The organism is Kribbella sp. NPDC051952 (assembly GCF_040680855.1).
Lineage (GTDB): Bacteria > Actinomycetota > Actinomycetes > Propionibacteriales > Kribbellaceae > Kribbella.
On record NZ_JBFAXQ010000016.1, the window covers coordinates 186,365 to 203,471 of the forward strand.

At 67.8% G+C, this 17,107-nt stretch carries 15 protein-coding genes; 8 read left to right on the plus strand and 7 right to left on the minus strand.

Features of this window, described 5'->3' with window-relative positions:
* Positions 1–4 precede the first annotated feature (4 nt).
* On the plus strand, positions 5–460 hold the full coding sequence (locus AB0L70_RS27690) for a hypothetical protein (protein ID WP_363689120.1): 456 nt from the start codon (positions 5–7) through the stop codon (positions 458–460).
* An 11-nt stretch (positions 461–471) separates the two neighbouring features.
* On the opposite strand, the gene AB0L70_RS27695 is transcribed toward AB0L70_RS27690, so the two are convergent.
* From AB0L70_RS27695 to AB0L70_RS27705, 3 genes are read right to left on the minus strand one after another with little or no spacing between them, the layout of a single operon-like run.
* A complete protein-coding gene (locus AB0L70_RS27695) occupies positions 472–1,929 on the minus strand; it encodes a benzaldehyde dehydrogenase (RefSeq protein WP_363689122.1) in 1,458 nt (485 codons plus the stop codon).
* Between the two features lie 36 nt (positions 1,930–1,965).
* Positions 1,966–2,787, minus strand: coding sequence for an IclR family transcriptional regulator C-terminal domain-containing protein (locus AB0L70_RS27700; protein ID WP_363689124.1), 822 nt, complete (start codon positions 2,785–2,787; stop codon positions 1,966–1,968).
* A gap of 41 nt (positions 2,788–2,828) precedes the next feature.
* Positions 2,829–4,310: an amidohydrolase family protein gene (locus AB0L70_RS27705; protein WP_363689126.1), complete on the minus strand. Its 1,482-nt coding sequence runs from the start codon at positions 4,308–4,310 to the stop codon at positions 2,829–2,831.
* Between the two features lie 190 nt (positions 4,311–4,500).
* Between AB0L70_RS27705 and AB0L70_RS27710 the strand changes: the two genes are divergently transcribed.
* The 6 genes from AB0L70_RS27710 to ftsH are packed head-to-tail and all read left to right on the plus strand — an operon-like array spanning position 4,501 to position 10,622.
* Positions 4,501–5,628 (plus strand): CoA transferase, encoded by a 1,128-nt coding sequence (locus tag AB0L70_RS27710; protein WP_363689128.1) that lies wholly within the window; start codon positions 4,501–4,503, stop codon positions 5,626–5,628.
* Complete coding sequence (locus tag AB0L70_RS27715) at positions 5,625–6,410, plus strand: citryl-CoA lyase (protein WP_363689130.1); 786 nt, start codon at positions 5,625–5,627, stop codon at positions 6,408–6,410. Before AB0L70_RS27710 ends, AB0L70_RS27715 begins: the two co-directional genes overlap by 4 nt.
* Positions 6,411–6,422: 12 nt before the next feature.
* Positions 6,423–7,286, plus strand: a complete 864-nt coding sequence (locus AB0L70_RS27720; RefSeq protein WP_363689132.1) for a hypothetical protein — start codon at positions 6,423–6,425, stop codon at positions 7,284–7,286.
* Positions 7,283–7,642: a hypothetical protein gene (locus AB0L70_RS27725; protein ID WP_363689134.1), complete on the plus strand. Its 360-nt coding sequence runs from the start codon at positions 7,283–7,285 to the stop codon at positions 7,640–7,642. Before AB0L70_RS27720 ends, AB0L70_RS27725 begins: the two co-directional genes overlap by 4 nt.
* Positions 7,643–7,652: 10 nt before the next feature.
* The gene (locus AB0L70_RS27730; RefSeq protein WP_363689136.1) at positions 7,653–8,588 is read left to right on the plus strand and encodes a zinc-binding alcohol dehydrogenase family protein; all 936 of its coding nucleotides are present in this window, start codon (positions 7,653–7,655) and stop codon (positions 8,586–8,588) included.
* A 57-nt stretch (positions 8,589–8,645) separates the two neighbouring features.
* Positions 8,646–10,622: an ATP-dependent zinc metalloprotease FtsH gene (ftsH, locus tag AB0L70_RS27735; protein WP_363689138.1), complete on the plus strand. Its 1,977-nt coding sequence runs from the start codon at positions 8,646–8,648 to the stop codon at positions 10,620–10,622.
* Positions 10,623–10,627: 5 nt separating this feature from the next.
* Here the strand turns inward: ftsH and AB0L70_RS27740 are convergent, their stop codons facing one another.
* The 4 genes from AB0L70_RS27740 to AB0L70_RS27755 all read right to left on the minus strand — a co-directional run bounded on the left by AB0L70_RS27740 (position 10,628) and on the right by AB0L70_RS27755 (position 15,905).
* Complete coding sequence (locus AB0L70_RS27740) at positions 10,628–11,374, minus strand: hypothetical protein (protein ID WP_363689140.1); 747 nt, start codon at positions 11,372–11,374, stop codon at positions 10,628–10,630.
* A gap of 121 nt (positions 11,375–11,495) precedes the next feature.
* Positions 11,496–12,938 (minus strand): DUF4832 domain-containing protein, encoded by a 1,443-nt coding sequence (locus tag AB0L70_RS27745; protein WP_363689142.1) that lies wholly within the window; start codon positions 12,936–12,938, stop codon positions 11,496–11,498.
* A 30-nt stretch (positions 12,939–12,968) separates the two neighbouring features.
* On the minus strand, positions 12,969–14,717 hold the full coding sequence (locus tag AB0L70_RS27750) for a DUF4832 domain-containing protein (RefSeq protein WP_363689144.1): 1,749 nt from the start codon (positions 14,715–14,717) through the stop codon (positions 12,969–12,971).
* 57 nt (positions 14,718–14,774) lie between these two features.
* Positions 14,775–15,905, minus strand: a complete 1,131-nt coding sequence (locus tag AB0L70_RS27755) for an ROK family transcriptional regulator (RefSeq protein ID WP_363689146.1) — start codon at positions 15,903–15,905, stop codon at positions 14,775–14,777.
* A 175-nt stretch (positions 15,906–16,080) separates the two neighbouring features.
* Here AB0L70_RS27755 and AB0L70_RS27760 point away from each other — a divergent pair.
* A partial coding sequence (locus tag AB0L70_RS27760) for a Gfo/Idh/MocA family oxidoreductase (protein ID WP_363689148.1) occupies positions 16,081–17,107 on the plus strand: 1,027 nt, incomplete at its 3' end.

The window sequence follows — 17,107 nt, forward strand, 5'->3', positions numbered from 1 at the left end:
AGTGATGGATCTCGATTGGAATGACGACGAGCTGCTCGAGGCGTTGCGGGACGCGCTGGCCACGAGCGATGAGGTGCCACAGGCGTTTGTCGAGGCCGGCAAGGCCGCCTTCGTCTGGCGCACGATCGACGCCGAACTGGCGGCGCTCACCTACGACTCGGACTGGGACGTCCCCGAGCCGGTGCTGGTGCGCTCGGAGAGCGCGACGCTTCGGTCGCTGACGTTCGCTTCCGACGGGTGGACGATCGAGCTCGAATTGACTCCGGATGGGGTGCTCGGTCAGCTGGATCCGCCGGATACCGGCACGGTCACGGCTCGCGACGACGCCGGTGAACTGGCCTCGGCCCAGGTCGACGAGCTCGGGTTCTTCGCACTACGGCCGGTCCCGACCGTCCCATACCGTTTGGTATGCAGTGTCGACTCCGGGATCACGATCCTGACCGGATGGGTCACCCCGTAGAACGGGTCTGCTTAGAACGGGTACGGCGCGATGTCTGGCCGGACGGTCAGCCATTGCGTGTCCGTGAACGCTTCGATGTTGGCCTCGGCGCCGCCGAAGCGTGAACCGGTGCCAGAGGTACGGACGCCGCCGAACGGGACCTGCGCTTCGTCGCCGACAGTCTGCTCGTTGATGTGGACGATGCCGGCCGGGACCGCGTCGGCGACCGTCATGGCCAGGCCGACATCGCCGAGAATCCCCAGCGACAGGCCGTATGGCGAATCCGCGGCCAGCTTGATCGCGTCGTCGAGCGAGCCGAAGGACAGCACCGGGGCTACCGGGCCGAAGACCTCCTCGGCGTACGCCGGCATGTCCGGGGTGACGGCCGAGAGCACGGTCGGGCGGTAGAAGAGGTCCTCGAAGCGGCCGCCGGCAGACAGGTTTGCGCCGGCCTCGACGGTGCGGGTGACGAGGTCGTGGATGCGATCGCGTTGGGCGGCATCGATGATCGGGCCTAGGGCGACGTTCTCCTTGGCAGGGTTGCCGATCGGGAGGTTGGTGGCCTTGTCGGCGAGGAGTGCGACGTAGTCGTCGTACAGGGATTCGTGGATCAGGTGGCGGCCGGTGGTCATGCAGATCTGGCCTTGGTGGTTGAACGAGCCGAACGCGCCTGCGCTGGCGGCCTTCGGTAGGTCGGCGCCCGGGAGGACGATGAGGGCGTTGTTGCCGCCTAGTTCGAGGTGGACTCGCTTCAGGTGTTCTGAGGCGGTTCGGCCGACGGCTCGGCCTGCTCTGGTGGAGCCGGTGAAGGAGACGATCGACACCTCTGGGGCGGTGACGAGGGCTTCGCCGACATCCGGTCCGCCGGGGAGGAGTGAGAGCAGGCCGTCGGGGAGGCCGGCTTCCTGGAAGATGCGGGCGAGTACTACGCCACCGGAGACTGCGGTCCTGGGGTCGGGCTTGAGGAGTACGGCGTTGCCGAGGGCCAGGGCCGGGGCGACGCTGCGGATCGAGAGGATCAGCGGGAAGTTGAAGGGCGCGATGACCGAGACGACTCCGGCTGGGCGGCGGCGCGAGAAGGACCAGTGCGGTTCTCCGGAGGGAAGGACTTGGCCCATGGGGTGGGTCGGGAGTCCGGATGCTTCGAAGCATTCTGCGGCCGCGATGTCGGTTTCCAGCCCGGCTTTCGGGCGGATCGAGCCGGCCTCGCGGATCAGCCAGTCCTGGATCTCCTCGGCGTACTGCTCGAAGAGTTCGCCGGCGCGACGGAGAACCGCACCGCGGACGGCGGGCGGCGCGACGGCCCACTCCCGTTGGGCGGCTGCGGCCCGGGCAGACGCGCGTACGACGTCTTCCGTGGACGCCATGCCGATCTCGCCAAGCTGCCCACCGGTCGCCGGCTCAACCACAGCCCGCGAACCAGCCGCCCCAGAAGTCCACTTCTCTACAAGAATCTTCCCGGACCACACCTCGGGCGCCAGCAGCATCATGAGTTGACGCTAGGAACGAGGTGCCGCGGCCGGACATCACGCTTCCGCTGAGTGGAAGCTTTCCAGTTCTTGGTGAGGGCGGGACTGCCAGAGAGCCCATTCGGCGCTGACGTCGCCGGCGGTGCGGAGGAGGAGGGGGAGGTGAGCCTGGAGGAGCTTGTCGGTGGTGGTTTCGGCGGCGTGGACGGTGACGTTCATGGCGGCTCGGACCGTGCCGGTGCCGTCGCGGACGGGGGCCGCTACCGACCGAACTCCAGGGGCCAGTTCCTCGTCGGCCAGCGCCCAGCCGCGGGCCCGGATCTCGGTGAGCTCGTCGCGGAGCTGGTCCGCCGTACGGCCAATGTACGGCGGAAGTCCGGCGCGGCTCGGCTGGGCGAGGACGTCGGCCAGATCGTCGGGGGAGAGGGCCGCGAGCAGGACCTTCCCCTGCGAGGTTTGGGCCGCGGGGAACCGGGTGCCGATGTCGACGCGGAGCGCAATGATCTTCGGTACCGATACTCGCGCGACGTACACGATGTCGGACCCGTCGAGCTGCGCCATCGACGACGATTCGCCCGTCCGCGCGACGAGTTCGGCGAGATGCGGTTTCGCGATGTCCCACAGCCCGAGCGAACCGACGTACGCCATGCCGAGCGTCAGCACCTTCGGCGTGAGCTGGTAGGAGCCCTCGACCCCACGGACGAACCCGAGCTCGGCCAGCGTCAGTAGCAACCGCCGCGCGGTCGGCCGCGCCAGCCCGGCCGCGGTCGCCACCTCACTGAGCGACATCGTCCGGTGGTCGGCGTCGAAGCAGGCAAGCACATCCAGCCCACGAGCCAGAGATTCGACGAAATCCGGGCCCGAGCCCCGTCCTGCCATCAGTGCCTGCCTCCAACCGGCGTACGACGTACCGCCCGAGCCTACGACGTCTCGGATCCGGGATCCCCGAAGATGGTGCCGCGCGCCTCCCGCGTCGAGTCGGACTTGTACTCCGTGTACTGGTACGGGTTGTCGAGCACCTCGCCCTTCGGCAACTCCGGGTTCATCCCACTCGCCCACGCCTCCGCACCGAGTGACGAGCGCAGGAAATCGACCGTCGACTCGACCTCGCTCCGGACCGCGGCCAGATCACAACCGACCAGTTGGTTGGCGAACTTCACCACCTTGCCGTCCACGATCACCGTGTGCACGTCCCCACGCTGCGCCTGGAACGCCACGTGCCCGTAGGGATTGACGAGCGGGAACGACACGGGGGAGGAGTCGTTCTTGAGCAGTACGACGTCCGCCTTCTTCCCGACCTCGAGACTGCCGAGGTCGTCCCGGCCGAGTGCCTTCGCACCACCGCGGGTGGCCCAGTCGACGACGTGCTCGGCACGCAGATGGCTGTGCGTCACGGTGTCGCCCTTCATATGCGCCTCGAGGTGTTCACGAGCCCGGTCGGCGCCCAGCGTCGTACGCATCGCGCTGAAGAGATCGCCGCTCCACCACACGCTGGTGTCCATCGACAGCGAGACCGGTATGTCGTGCCGGCGCACCTGCCAGGTGGGTGGGTAGCCCTGACCGGCGCTCTGCTCGGATTCGGTCGAGACCGAGATCGACCCACCGGTCGCCGCGATCCGCTGGTAGGAGTCGGTGTTCAAGGTGGCCGCGTGCACGTAGATGTTCTGCGGTGTCATGAAGCCGTTCTCGTGCATCAGCCGGATGCCGTCGTCGTTGGTCGCGCCCCAGACGCCGGCATGCGTAGTCACGCCGAGCCCGAGCTCCCGCGCCACTTCGAACGCGCCGCGCTCCGGGAAGGCCGGGTCCCCGGTGACGTCGAAGGCGAGCTGCAACCCGATCTCGTCGTCGTCCCGCAGCCGCTCCAGGAACGCCCGGACCGCCGCATCGGCGGACCACTCCCACGGCCCCGCCTGAATGTTGCCGTAGGCAAGAACAAACCGCCCGGGTACGGCGCGGAGCGCATCGACGGCAGCCTCCGCATGATCCACGCTCTGCAGCCCGTGGGACCAGTCGACCGTGGTCGTGACACCGGCTTCGAGGGACTCCCAGGCCGAGGTCAGGTTGCCGGCGTGGATGTCCTCGGGGCGGAAGATCTTGCCGTGCTCGAGGTAGTACCAGACGAAGTACTGCGTCAGCGTCCAGTCGGCGCCGTACGCGCGCATCGCGGTCTGCCACATGTGCCGATGGGTGTCGATCATGCCGGGCATGACGATGCCGCCGGACGCGTCGATCACCTGGGTGTTCTCGGGGACGTCGAGCCCCGGACCGACGGCCGCGATCTGATTGTCGGCAATCAGAACATCTCCGTCGGTGACGATCGTGTGGTTGTCGTCCATGGTCAGCACGGTGCCGCCGCGCAGCAGGATCGGCCGGCCCGCCAGCGGCGCCTCGGCAGTGGTCATGGTTCCCCTCCAGAAGAGTGCCCGGACATACGTCCGTATGACGGTCATCGGGGCGGTGATACTCACTATCTGAGCGTGCGCGCGGAGTGTCAAGGGGTCGACCGGGTGGTTGACAGGCGGGTGGCGACGGTCGGAGACTGAGGCGATCCAACCGTCCGGACAGCTGTCCGGAATAGTGCTGGGAGGTCGTGTGACGGGTCCGCTCTCCGGGCTGCTGGTGGCCGACTTCTCCCGGATCCTGGCCGGGCCGTACGCGACCATGCTGCTGGCCGATCTCGGCGCCGACGTGGTGAAGGTCGAGGCTCCCGGCGGCGACGACACCCGGTCCTGGCAACCACCGGTCCGCGACGGGATCTCGACGTACTACCTCGCGGTGAACCGGAACAAGCGGTCGATCGCGCTCGATCTCAAGGACGCGGACGACCGGGCCGCCGCGCAGGAGCTGGTCCGGCGCGCGGATGTGATGCTGGAGAACTTCAAGCCTGGCGGACTGGCCCGGTTCGGGCTGGACTACGAGACCGTTGCCGAGGGCAACCCGAAGCTGATCTACGCGTCGATCAGCGGCTTCGGCTCCGGCCCGAAAGGCGCCGAGCTGCCGGGATACGACCTGATCGTGCAGGCGATCTCCGGGCTGATGAGTCTGACCGGTGACCCCGACGGTGAACCGTTCCGGGCCGGTATCTCGGTCTTCGATGTGATGGCCGGCCTGCACGCAACCATCGGCGTACTGTCCGCGCTGAACGCCCGGCACGAGACCGGCCGGGGTCAGCACGTCGAGGTGAACCTGATGTCGTCGGCGCTGTCCGGGCTGGTCAACCAGTCGAGCGCGTACGTCGCGGGCGGCGTCGTACCGATGCGGATGGGGAACAGCCATCCGAGCCTGTTCCCGTACGAGCCGTTGCCGTGTTCCGACGGGGATCTGATCATCACGGCCGGGAACAACAACCAGTTCCGCCGATTGACCGAGGTGCTCGGCGTACCGGAGCTGGCCGACGACCCGCGGTTCGACCGGAACGAGAAGCGGACCGCCAATCGTGACGAGCTGCGGCCGCTGCTGGTGGAGCGGTTGGGCACCAGGACCCGGATGGAGTGGTTCGGCGACATCATCGCCGCGGGCGTGCCCTGCGGTCCGATCAACACGATCGACGGTGGCGTGGCGTTCGCCGAGGACATCGGCCTGGACCCGGTCGTCACGGTCGGGTCGATCCCGACCATCCGGAACCCGATCGCGTTCTCCGACAGCGCGGCGTCGTACCGGCTGCCGCCGCCGGACCTGGACGAGCACGGCGCCGAACTACGGAAGTGGCTGACGACATGAGCTTTCCAACCTCCTTGGGTACGTCGTCAGCCGACGAGATCCGGCTGTTGGGACAGGACCTCACGGCCGACCTGATGGGCAAGGTCGGATTCGGTGAGCTCGCGTTCTGGCTGGTCGCGATGCGTCGGCCGACACCGTCGGAGACCCGGGTCTTCGAGGCCGTCCTGGTCGCACTCGCCGACCACGGCTTCACCCCTACCGCCATCGCGGCCCGGCTCACCTATCTGTCCGCACCTGACTCCCTGCAAGGCGCGTTGGCGGCCGGGTTGCTCGGCGGGGGATCGCGCTTCCTCGGCGTGACCGAGGACTGCGGGATGTATCTGCACGAGGCTCTCGAAGGACTGGAACCGCCCACCGATGACGCAGGGTGGGACGCGCTCGCGCTCGAGGTGGTCACCGCGACCCGGGCAGCGGGGAAGTACGTGCCGGGACTCGGGCATCCGGTGCACAAGGTCGAGGATCCGCGTACGCCGGTGCTGATTGGGATCGCCGCCGACGAAGGACTGCTGGGTCCGCACCTGCAGTTGTTCCAAGCGATCGGACGAACGCACGAGCAGGTGCTCGGCCGGAAGCTGCCGCTGAACGGCGCCGGAGTCTGCGGTGCCGCGCTCGCCGACCTCGGGTTGCCGGTCGAGCTGTTGCGCGGATTCGCCTTACTGGCAAGGGCTGCCGGGCTGCTCGGTCAGCTGGCCGAGGAGCGCCGCCGACCGATCGGTATGGACGTCTATCTCACCGTCGACCGCGACGCGGTCTACGTCGACCCGAGCGTCGACCCGAGTTGAGAGGAGCACTACATGGCCACTGTCGCCGCGGTCATCGCCTCGACGCATCATCCGTTCTACTACCGCGCCAGTACGGCGACCGGCGACGACCGGCCGCCGTTCGCCGACGAGTGGGTCGCGAAGATCGAGGCGTTCCGGGAGACCCTGACCAAGGCCCGGCCGGACATCCTGGTGATGGTCGGCAGCGACCACTTCCATCAGCTCTGGCTGGACAACATGCCGCAGTTCCTGGTCGGCAAGGCGCCGTACTTCGATGCGAACTGGTACAACGAGGAGCGCGAGTTCGGGCTGCCGCGGATGACGCTGGCCGGGGAGGAGCGGCTGTCCGAGCACATCCTGCGCAACGGCCTGGACGCCGGCTTCGATCTTGCCTTCAGCAACGAACTGCGGATCGACCACAGCATCACCTGCCCGATCATCACGCTCCGGCCCGAGGCAGATCTGCCGATCGTGCCGATCTACACGAACATCTTCGCGCCACCGCTGCCCCGGCCGGGCCGGTTCGTCGAGCTCGGCCGGACCATCCGGCAGCTGGTCGAGTCATGGCCGATCGATGCGCGGGTGGCGATCATCGGCACCGGTCACCTGTCGCTCGAACTGGGTGGGCCGCGACAGTTCGGCGAGCACGGGCCGGATCCGGAGTTCGATCGCAAGGCGGTGGAGTGGATCGCGAGCGGTGACCTCGACGGTTGCCTGGCCGAGGTGACGCTGGACAGCCTGCACCTGCCGGGTAATGCGACCCACGGGTTCATGGACTTCATGCTGATGATGGGAGCGGCCGGCGCCGGCGCGAAGGCCGATCACGTCGACTCGCTCGACCTCTTCCACACCATGGAGGCGTACTTCACCTGGTACCCGAACGGAGTGCCGGCATGAGTAAGTACCTGCTGAACAAGTTCCTCTACACGGTCGACCGTGATCCGGAGCTGGTCGAGCGGTATCGCGAGGACGCGGTCGGCACCGTGACCTGGTGGGAATCGGAGCGGGCCAACGAGCTCCTCAACTGCACGGTTCAGGAGAAGTCGACCTGGCTCGCTTTCACCGACGAGGAGCGTCGTGCCCTGAGCGAGCACGACCACGTCGCGCTCTTCGAGCTGGGCGCGCATCCGTTCCTCACGCTCACGCTGTTCATCGCATTGTTCGAGCGTGACCACGGGCCGCTCGAGTACCAGAAGGCGTACGGCCGGGCGTTGCAGCACCTCACCTTGCCCTATCCCGACGTCAGCACCTGAGGAGGCCGGGATGCGAGCAGCAGTCCTGCACACCCACGGCGAACCGCCGTCCCACGGCGAACACCCCGACCCCGTCGCAGCGGACGGCCAGTCCATCGTCCGCGTCACCGCTGCACCGGTCGTGCCACTCGACCTGCTCTGTGCGTCCGGTACGTCGTACTTCGGTCAGCCGCAACTCCCTTATGTACCAGGCGTTCAAGGGGTCGGCGTGGTCGAGCAGTCGGATGCGGTGGCGCCGGGGACGAAGGTGTTCTTCGCGACCTCGGCCGGCATGGCTGCGGGGGACGGCAGCCTGGCGGAGAGGTCCGTCGTTCCCGATGGCGATCTGATCGTGCTGGATACGGCGGTGCCAGATGCGCAGGTGGCTGCGATCGGATTGTCGGGGGTGGCGGCTTGGATGGCGCTGACTTGGCGGGCTCAGCTCAAGCCGGGGGAGCGGGTCCTCGTGCTCGGCGGCGGTGGCGCGGTCGGGCAGGCCGCGATCGGGGCTGCTCGGGTTCTTGGTGCTCAGCGGGTTGTCGCGATGGTCCGCTCGGACACCGCCAGAGCTCTGGCGGCGGGGGCCGATGAGGTGGTCGGTGTGGACGAGGGGTTCGGTGATGCACGTTTCGACGTGGTGATCGATCCGGTCTTCGGAGCGGCCGCGACCGCTGCGGCGGCCGCACTGGCCGACGGCGGTCGGCTGGTCAACCTCGGTGGAGCTTCTGGTGACGAGGCAACGTTCTCCTCGGCCATCCTGCGCAGTCGTACGGCGAGCATCCTCGGCTACACCAACAACGCCATCACCCCGGACCAGCGTCGCGACGCGCTGACCGCCGTACTGGAGCACGCGGCGACCGGTGCGATCAAGGTCGCGTACGAGACGGTCGCGCTCGCCGACATCGCGACCGCGTGGCACCGGCAGTCCAGCGGTACCACCTCAGGTCGTCTGGTCGTGACGATCTAGTCGTATGTTTGGCTCAGGCCGTGTGTTCAGCGGGTGGGTCAGCCAGCGGAGCCGAATATGAGCGACAAGGATCAACCGCCGCCGCAGGATCAGTCCAGCTCGGAGCGGGACGAGCGGCCCGATGATGTGCGGCGGCATCCGCACAAGCCGTGGCGGACCGAGGGGCTGCCGGCCGGGCATGACGACGGGGACAAGCCGCGAAGGCCGCGGTGGTGGCGGTGGGTGGCCTGGATCGTCGGCGGATACCTGCTGCTGTTCCTGGTGACCACGATGCAGGACCAGATGTCCGGCAGCGAACAGACCATCGCCTACACCGACTTCACCGCGCAGGTGCAGAAGATGAACGTCGCCGAAGTCTTCTCCCGCGGCGACACCATCGAGGGCCGGTTGAAGAACGCCACCCCGGTCCCCGGCAAGAGTGACTCGACGTACACGAAGTTCACCACCGAGCGACCGACGTTCGCGAACGACGACCTGTACGGCGCTCTGCAGAAGAGCGGCGCCACGGTCCGGGCGACGCCGGTGACCCAGCAGCGTGGCGTGCTGTGGAACCTGCTGATCTCGTTCGCGCCGATCCTGCTGCTGGTCGGCTTCTACATCTGGCTGTTCCGGCGCCAGCGGGCGGCCGGTGGCGGACTCGGCGGTCTGCTCGGTGGCGGCGGCCGGCAGAAGAAGCCGGTCGACCCCACGTCGGTCCGGGTGACCTTCGCGGACGTCGCGGGGATCGATGAGGTCGAGGCCGAGATCGAGGAAGTCGTCGACTACCTGAAGGATCCCGAGAAATACCGCCGGGTTGGTGCGCGGGCGCCCAAGGGCGTGTTGCTGTCCGGCGCGCCGGGGACGGGCAAGACCTTGCTGGCCAGGGCGACTGCGGGGGAGGCCGGCGTACCGTTCTTCTCCGCCAGCGCGTCGGAGTTCATCGAGATGATCGTCGGGGTCGGTGCGAGCCGGGTCCGGGAGCTGTTCGGCGAGGCGCGCAAGGTCGCGCCCGCGATCATCTTCATCGACGAGATCGACACGATCGGCCGCGCCCGCGGTGGGGCTCGCTCGATCGGCGGTCACGACGAGGGTGAGCAGACGCTGAACCAGATCCTCACCGAGATGGACGGGTTCTCCGGGTCCGAAGGCGTCGTCACGCTCGCGGCGACGAACCGTGCCGACGTGCTCGATCCGGCGCTGCTCCGGCCGGGCCGCTTCGACCGCACGATCACGGTGAATGCGCCGGACCAGAAGGGTCGCGAGGAGATCCTTCGCGTCCATGCCCGCGGCAAGCCACTCGCCACGGACACCGACCTGGGCGCCCTGGCCAGATCCACGCCCGGGATGACCGGCGCCGACCTCGCCAACCTGCTGAACGAGGCCGCGCTGACCGCTGCCCGGCAGGGACGGCTCGAGATCGTCCAGCGGGACCTGACCGACGCGCTGGAGAAGATCCAGCTCGGTACGGCGCGCAACGTGGTGATGCCCGCGGAGGAGAGACGTCGTACGGCGTACCACGAAGGCGGTCACGCGGTCCTCGGCATGGTCCAGGTCGGCGCCGACCCGGTCCGCAAGGTGTCGATCATCCCGCGCGGCCGGGCGCTCGGTGTCACGCTCTCCACTCCCGAGATGGATCGCTACGGGTACGACGTGAACTACCTGCGCGGCCGAATCATCGGGGCCCTCGGCGGAATGGCAGCCGAGCAAGAGGTCCTCGGTGTCGTCACCACGGGCGCCGAGAGCGACTTGGAGACCGCGACCCGGATCGCTCGTTCGATGGTCGGTCGCTGGGGCATGTCCGAGGCGGTCGGCCCGGTCTCCGTCCTCCCGTCCGAGGGCGACGCTCGTACGGCCGGAGTCTCCGACGAGCTCCTCAACACCGTCGACGAGGAGATCCGCCGCCTGATCGAGGAGTGCTACGCCGAAGCCCGCCGCCTTCTCCGCGAGAACCGGACCCGCCTCGACTCCCTCGCCGAACAACTCCTCCTGCACGAAACCCTCGACGAAGCCGACGCCTACGCGGCCGCCGGCATCCCCCACGACGCCCGCACCTGACGCGGTCAGAGCGGCTCGTACCGGACCTCACCGTCGGCATCGACGGTGAGCCTGCGGTGCTCGCCGACCCCGAGCCGCACCAACTCGTGGCGCCGGGCAAGCATGGTGGAGGACGACTTGCCCCATTCCTGCCCGAACGCCTTGTCCCCGGCCGGGAGCTGGGCCGGTCCGGCATCCTGCCAGTTGGTCTCGGCGAGCAACGCCCAGAGCTTGTCGGCGAGCCGCTGCAGGATGTCCTCGACCTGCTTCCGGCCGCCCAACAGCCTGATGTTCCCGCGCACGAAGCGTTTGTGGGATCCCGAGTAGTGCGGCAGGACCACCAGACGGTGCATGTACAGCTGAGTGCTCTCGTAGACGAGGCCGTACTCGGAGAGCGTCTGCTGGAGCTCGGCGAGTGAAGCGGTGGCCTGTGGCCGGCGACCGGACAAGGTGGCGCGCTCACGGACCGGATCGTGGAGCCGCTGCGCGAGCTTCAGCAGGAACCAACTGACCTCCGCGTCTGGCATGACCCAGCGCTTGCTGTGCAGCGCCTTCTTCAGCTCCTTCTGATGAACCGGATCCATGCACCAGTCGCGGACGTGCAGTACGGCGGCGATCTCCGCGTCGAGCTCAGCGACCCGTTCGGTCCGGAACCGCCGGTCGAACCCGGGGTCGCGCAGCGCGGTCCCTGTCAGCTGGTCGGCTTCGTGGAGCTTTGTGAGCTCCGCGAACACCCCCGTGACGATCTCCGCCGTCAGTTCGCCCGTGGACATTTCGGTAGTCAACCAGCCCGCCGGGTCGCGCACCGACTGCTGTCACCTTCAGGTCATCCGGCCCACGCTCGGCCAAGGTTCTCACCTGGACGAGCGTGGACCACATCGCCACCTTGGGCGCCTATCGGATAGTCACCGTCTGCTGGAGGTCGTTGTAGCCGGTGGAGGGTTGCCAGGTTCCGGTGTTGGCCAGGCGGACCGCATAGACCGAGTTGTAGGTCTCGGCGGAGCCTGGCAGGTGAGCCTGGGACTGCAGCTTCGGGTCAGCGATGTTCAGCAGGACCTGGTACTTGCCCTTGGGCAGCTTGACGCTCCAGTTCAGGCTCACCGTCTGACCGGCGCCCCAGCGACGCGGATCGGCCGGCACATCGACGCGATAGGTGTGCCTGGAGTTCTGGAAGACCAGCTGAACCTGCCGCGGGTTGTACGGCGCTGCCCACCCGTCGTTCCGGATCTTCACGCCGACCTGGACCTTGCCGTGTGACTGGCTCACCGTGGACTGGGTCAGCGCGAACCGGTAGCCGAGCTTCTGCTTGGCGATGGTGAGGTTGTCACCCCAGCTCGCCAGCACGTCCGGGTGGTACTCGATGTTCAGGAAGGAGAAGTGCAGCCGGGCCATCTCGGCCGACGCCGACGGCCACTCCGAGCGGGGCGCGTTCACGCCGCAGGTCTCGCCGCCCTCCGGCACGTAATTGGTGTCCTGGGCAACGAAGTCCTTGTCCAGCTCGATCGGGTCACTCAGATACGTGCCGAAGTCGTCCGGGCTGGCCAGGAAGCAGTCGTTGTGCTGCCCGATCCGCGCCACGGCCGAGCCGTTGTAGGCCTGCCTGGCGGTGAGCCCGCCCGCGGTGCCGGTCGGCACGCCGTACATGCGTTGCTTCATGTACGGCGTCCGCACCTGGACCATCTTGTCCTTCGGCAGCGCCTTCAGCAGCGCGTCGATAACGGCCTTGCGGTCGGCCCAGTTCTGGTCCGAGACCTGGCTCGGGTCCGCGGGGTCGGAGAAGTAGTCGGTGTAGTAGCCCTCACCCCAGAGGCCGACGAAGCCGGACTGGACGACAGCGATCATGTCGGCGTTCTTCCGCAGGATCGGCGTCAGTTGCTTGATCTGCTTGACGACCCGCGCGACCGGCGCGTCGCCGTACGGCGTTGGCGGCGGCCAGCCGTCGCCCGGCAGTGCGTAGGCGAACCGGACGATCATCTTCACGCCGGCGGCCCGCGCGGTGTTGAAGTCGGCCTGCATCAGGTCGAGGTAGTGCTTGTCGATCACGTCCTGCTTGGAGAACTTCTCCAGATAGAACAGGCGGAGGATCTGGGTGATGTGTTCCTGCGTCCGGTAGTTCCGCAGGGTGGTCAGGTCGAGTGGCACGTAACCGCTGCCGTCGGCCCGGAAATGCGTCTCTTCGTGGTGGTAGAAACCGCGCTCCTGGTTGCTGATGACCTCGTCGGTCGGCGCGTAGGTGCGAGTTGTCGTCGGCGGGTCGTGGTGAGTCATCGCTGCCTGGGCCGGTAGCACCGGCACGAGCAGGCCGATCGCGGCGATGCCTGCGGCAAGCCGTCTCATGGTTGTCTCCTAGCAGTAGCTGGCGGGGGACTAGCTGACGGTGATCGTGTGCAGGAGCGAGTTCATCCCGGTCGCCGCGTCCCAGGTGCCCTGGTTGGCCAGGCGGATCGAGTACTCGGGGCGAGTGGACAGAAGTGGATCCGGCAGGTTGAGCAGCAGGGAGTAGGAACCGGCCGGAAGGTTCGCGGGCAGGGTCAGCGTCTGCGCAACCGTGGTGGTCGCGCCGGCGGTCCAGCGTCGCGGGTCGGAGTTCAGGGTGAGCTTGTAGTTCGTGCCGGTCGAGGTGTTCCGCAGGACCAGCTCGAGGTTGCGTGGGTTGAACGGAGTTGCATAACCGTCGTTATGTACCGCGATCGACACCGGCAGGCTGCCGCCGGGGGAGGCGGTCGACGGGTAGGTCCCGGTCTCCAGCCGGAAGCGGTAGCCGAGGTTCTTGCTGACGTCGGCCAGGCAGCCACCCGTGCTCCAGGAGTTCAGCACGGTCGGCTCGTAGTCGGTGTTCAGGAACGACCAGTGGAACTGCGCGAGCTCGGAGGTGGCCGTCGGGCAGCTGGACCGCGGTGGGTTGGATCCACAGGTCTCGCCGCCCATGGCGACGTACGTCGTGTCGGCCTGCAGGTACGGGTATTCGACCGCGGTGTTCTCGTAGGTGCCGAAGTCGTCGGGGCTGGCGAGGAAGCAGTCGTTGTGGTGACCGATCCGGGACAGCGCCGAGCCGTTGTACGCGCTTGCGGACTGCACCGGTGTGGTCGAGTACATGGTCCGCTTGAACTTCGGCGTACGCAGCTGAACCATCCGGTTGGACGGGAGCACGCTGAGGAGCTTGTCGGTGACGGCCTTGCGGTTGGCCCAGTCGGTCGCGCTGACCGTGCCGGCGTTGCCGAAGTTCTGCGTGTAGTACCACTCGCCCCAGGCGCCGATCAGCCCGGTCTGCACGACCGCGATGACGTCCTTGCCGGAGTTCAGGTACGGCGCCAATTGGTCGAGATGAGCCAGGATCCGGTCCTTGGGCGCGTCGTCTCCGGCGGTCGACGTCGTATAGGCGAACCGCAGGACCATCTTCAGCCCGGCCGCCCGGACGGTGTTGATCTGCTGCTGCAACTGGTCGAGGGCGGCCTGTGCGATCGGGCTGTTCTTGTACTCGGCCAGGTAGAACACGCACATCACCAGCGAGATGCCCTGGCTGGTGCGGTAGCCCTGCAGAGTGCTCTGGGAGAAGTCGGTCTTGTCGCAGTCGCCCGTGTGGTGGTAGAAACCGCGCTCCGGGTTGGCGAAGTTGTCCGTGGCCGCGGTGTAGGTCACGGTGCCCGAGGATCCGCCGCCGCTGTAGACGTGGGTGTACTTGCTCGACGTCTCCAGGGGAGCCTCGACCTGGAAGATCAGGTCGGCGTCATTCGGGGACGCGGTCTCGCCGAGATCGGCACGGTTCACAGTCCACTGCGCGACTCCGCCCGTACTGGAGAAGGTCACTGTGCGTACGAGCGTCCAGCTCCAGCCGGTGCCCGTGTGTTGGTAGAGGCTGCCGTTCTCGAGCAGGTAATCGGCACCCGTGCCGCCCTGGGCGAAGCCGGTGGAGGCGTTGCGGTCGGTGTCGACGTACGCGCGGAGGAACTGTGGCGATCCGGTGTAGGAGAAGCGATAGGTGACCGTGGTCGCGGTGTTGGTGGCCGACGTACCGCTGATGGTGGCTTGGGCGGGCAGGACGACCGCAAGGGCAGCGAGCACGCTGCCGGTGACGATGCCGATCAAGAGCCGAAGGGGGTGCGATGGCGGACGCATGATGGATCCTCTCGCTGGGCGGGCGATGGAATAATCATGGAGTCCTGGGAAACTATGTCAAGGCTTCAGCCCGTTGTAGACGGTCGACTCGACCTGTTCGAGCGCCAACCGGACGGCGCCGAGCGCGACGCCGAGGTCCGCGAACGCCGAGACCCGGATCTCCGGAGTGCGCAGACACCACCGGTCCAGCTCACGCCGAAGCGGCTCGACCAGTACGTCGGCCGACCGGGAGAAGCCGCCACCGATGACGACGACCTCCGGGTCGAGCGTGAGCACCAGAGCCGAGGCGCCGACCGCGATGTCCCGGACGTATCCCCGGACCGCGCGCATCGCCTCCCGATCCCCGTCCCGCGCCGCCAGAAACACCCGCTCGACGTCGTCCCCCGAGTCGTCGGCCCCCAACCAGTTGCGGAGGTGTTCCGGCGCGCGGAGCCAGCCCGCGGCAGGCAGGGCGCCGATCTCGCCCGACCAGTTGGCGAAACCGCGATGCAGCTTCCCGTCGATGATCAACCCGGCGCCGGTCCGCAGGCCCGCCAGCAGGAACACCACGTCCTTGGCATAGCGAGCGACCCCGCGCCAGCTCTCCGCGAGCGCGGCGAGCTTGCAGTCGTTCTCCACCCGGACCGGCCCCGGAACGAGCCGGCGTAGGTGTGCGGCCAGGTCGACCCCGGTCCACTCGGGCAGCGAATCGGACAGCATCACCTTCCCGGTCCCGTCGACGAGCCCGGTCGTCGCGACACCGGTCGACCAGATCTGGCTGCGCTCGACCCCGGCGCCGGCCAGTGCGTCAGCCACACATTTGTCGAGTACGGCGAGCCGCTCGCGCCGCCCGAGCTCGGGCGCGACCGCGATCCGGGCCTGGTGCAGCACCTCACCCTCGAGATCGGTGACCAAGGCAAGGACCTTGTGCCCGCCGATGTCGACCCCGAGCAACCGGCCTGCCTCGGCGTGGAACCGGTAGCGCCTGGCCGGTCGCCCGACGGTGCCCGCGGCCGGCGCCACCTCGGTCACCCAGCCGCGCCCGAGCAGGTCGCGCGCCACGTCCTCGGTCGAGGCGCGGGACAGGCCGGCCCGACGCGACAACTCCGTCAGCGTGAGCGGCTGATCGGCCCGCAGGACCCGCAGCACGGTCGCCGCGTTGAGCTGCCGCAGCCGGGACAGATCGCCACCGGTCGGCTCGTCGATCATCGCGGCCCCTCGAGGTTATTGATGGAGTCCTGAATAACTATAGGCGTCCGTCGTACGTCCCGATCTCACCGCGCGAGAGAGGCGCGCCGGACCCCTCCTCAACCCGATGACAACGTTGTACCGTGGTGTGCCGCGAGTCAGTCCGAAACGTTTCCGACCCAGTAGGAGGACCACTGTGTCCAATCCGCTCAAGATCGCGACCCTGAGTTTCTGGCACGTGCACGCGGGGGACTACTCGCGGCAGGCGCAAGCGCATCCCGGCACCGAGCTCGTCGCCGTCTGGGACGACGACGCCGAGCGCGGCCAGGGCGGTGCCGACCAGTTCGGCGTGGAGTTCACCGCCGATCTCGACGCGCTGCTGGCCCGCGACGACCTCGACGGTGTCGTGATCACCACGCCCACGAACGTGCACCGCGACATCATGCTGAAGGCAGCCCAGGCCGGGAAGCACATCTTCACCGAGAAGGTGCTCGCGCCGACGGTCGCCGAGGCGGAGGAGATCATCGCCGCGACCGACGAGGCCGGCGTCAAGCTGACGGTCTCGCTGCCGCGGCTGTCGCACGGCTACACCCAGGCCATCCGCCAGGTGATCGACGATGGCACGCTGGGGACGCTCACCTACGGCCGGGTCCGGCTCTCGCACGACGGCGCGATTCCGCGCGACGGTGTCGAGGGCTGGCTGCCGCAGCGGTTCTTCGAGCCGGCGACCGCCATCGGTGGCGCGTTGACAGACCTCGGTTGCCACCCGGTCTACCTGACCCAGCTCTTCCTCGGCTCGCAGCCCGACACGGTCAGCGCGACGTACCGGTCGATCGCCGAGCGCGGCCTCGAAGACAACGCTGTCGTGGTGGTCGGGTACGGCGACCAGAAGATCGGCGTGATCGAGGCGGGCTTCGCCAGCCGGAACCCGTTCACGATCGAGCTCTTCGGGACCGAGGGCACGCTGACCTACACCGACGAGGGCAACCTGCTGACGGTGAACGGCGAGCAGACGCCGGTGCCCGAGCACATCCTGGACCCGTTCGGTCAGTGGGTCGACCACATCACCAACGGCACCCGCGCGGACGAGAACATCGAGCGCGCACTCGAACTGACCCGTCTGGTCGTGGCCGCCAACGAGGCGGCCGAAACCGGCAACCACAAAAACAAAAAAAGAAGGGACGACCATGAAAAAAGTTTGGCGAAAAAGTTGCCGCGGGAAA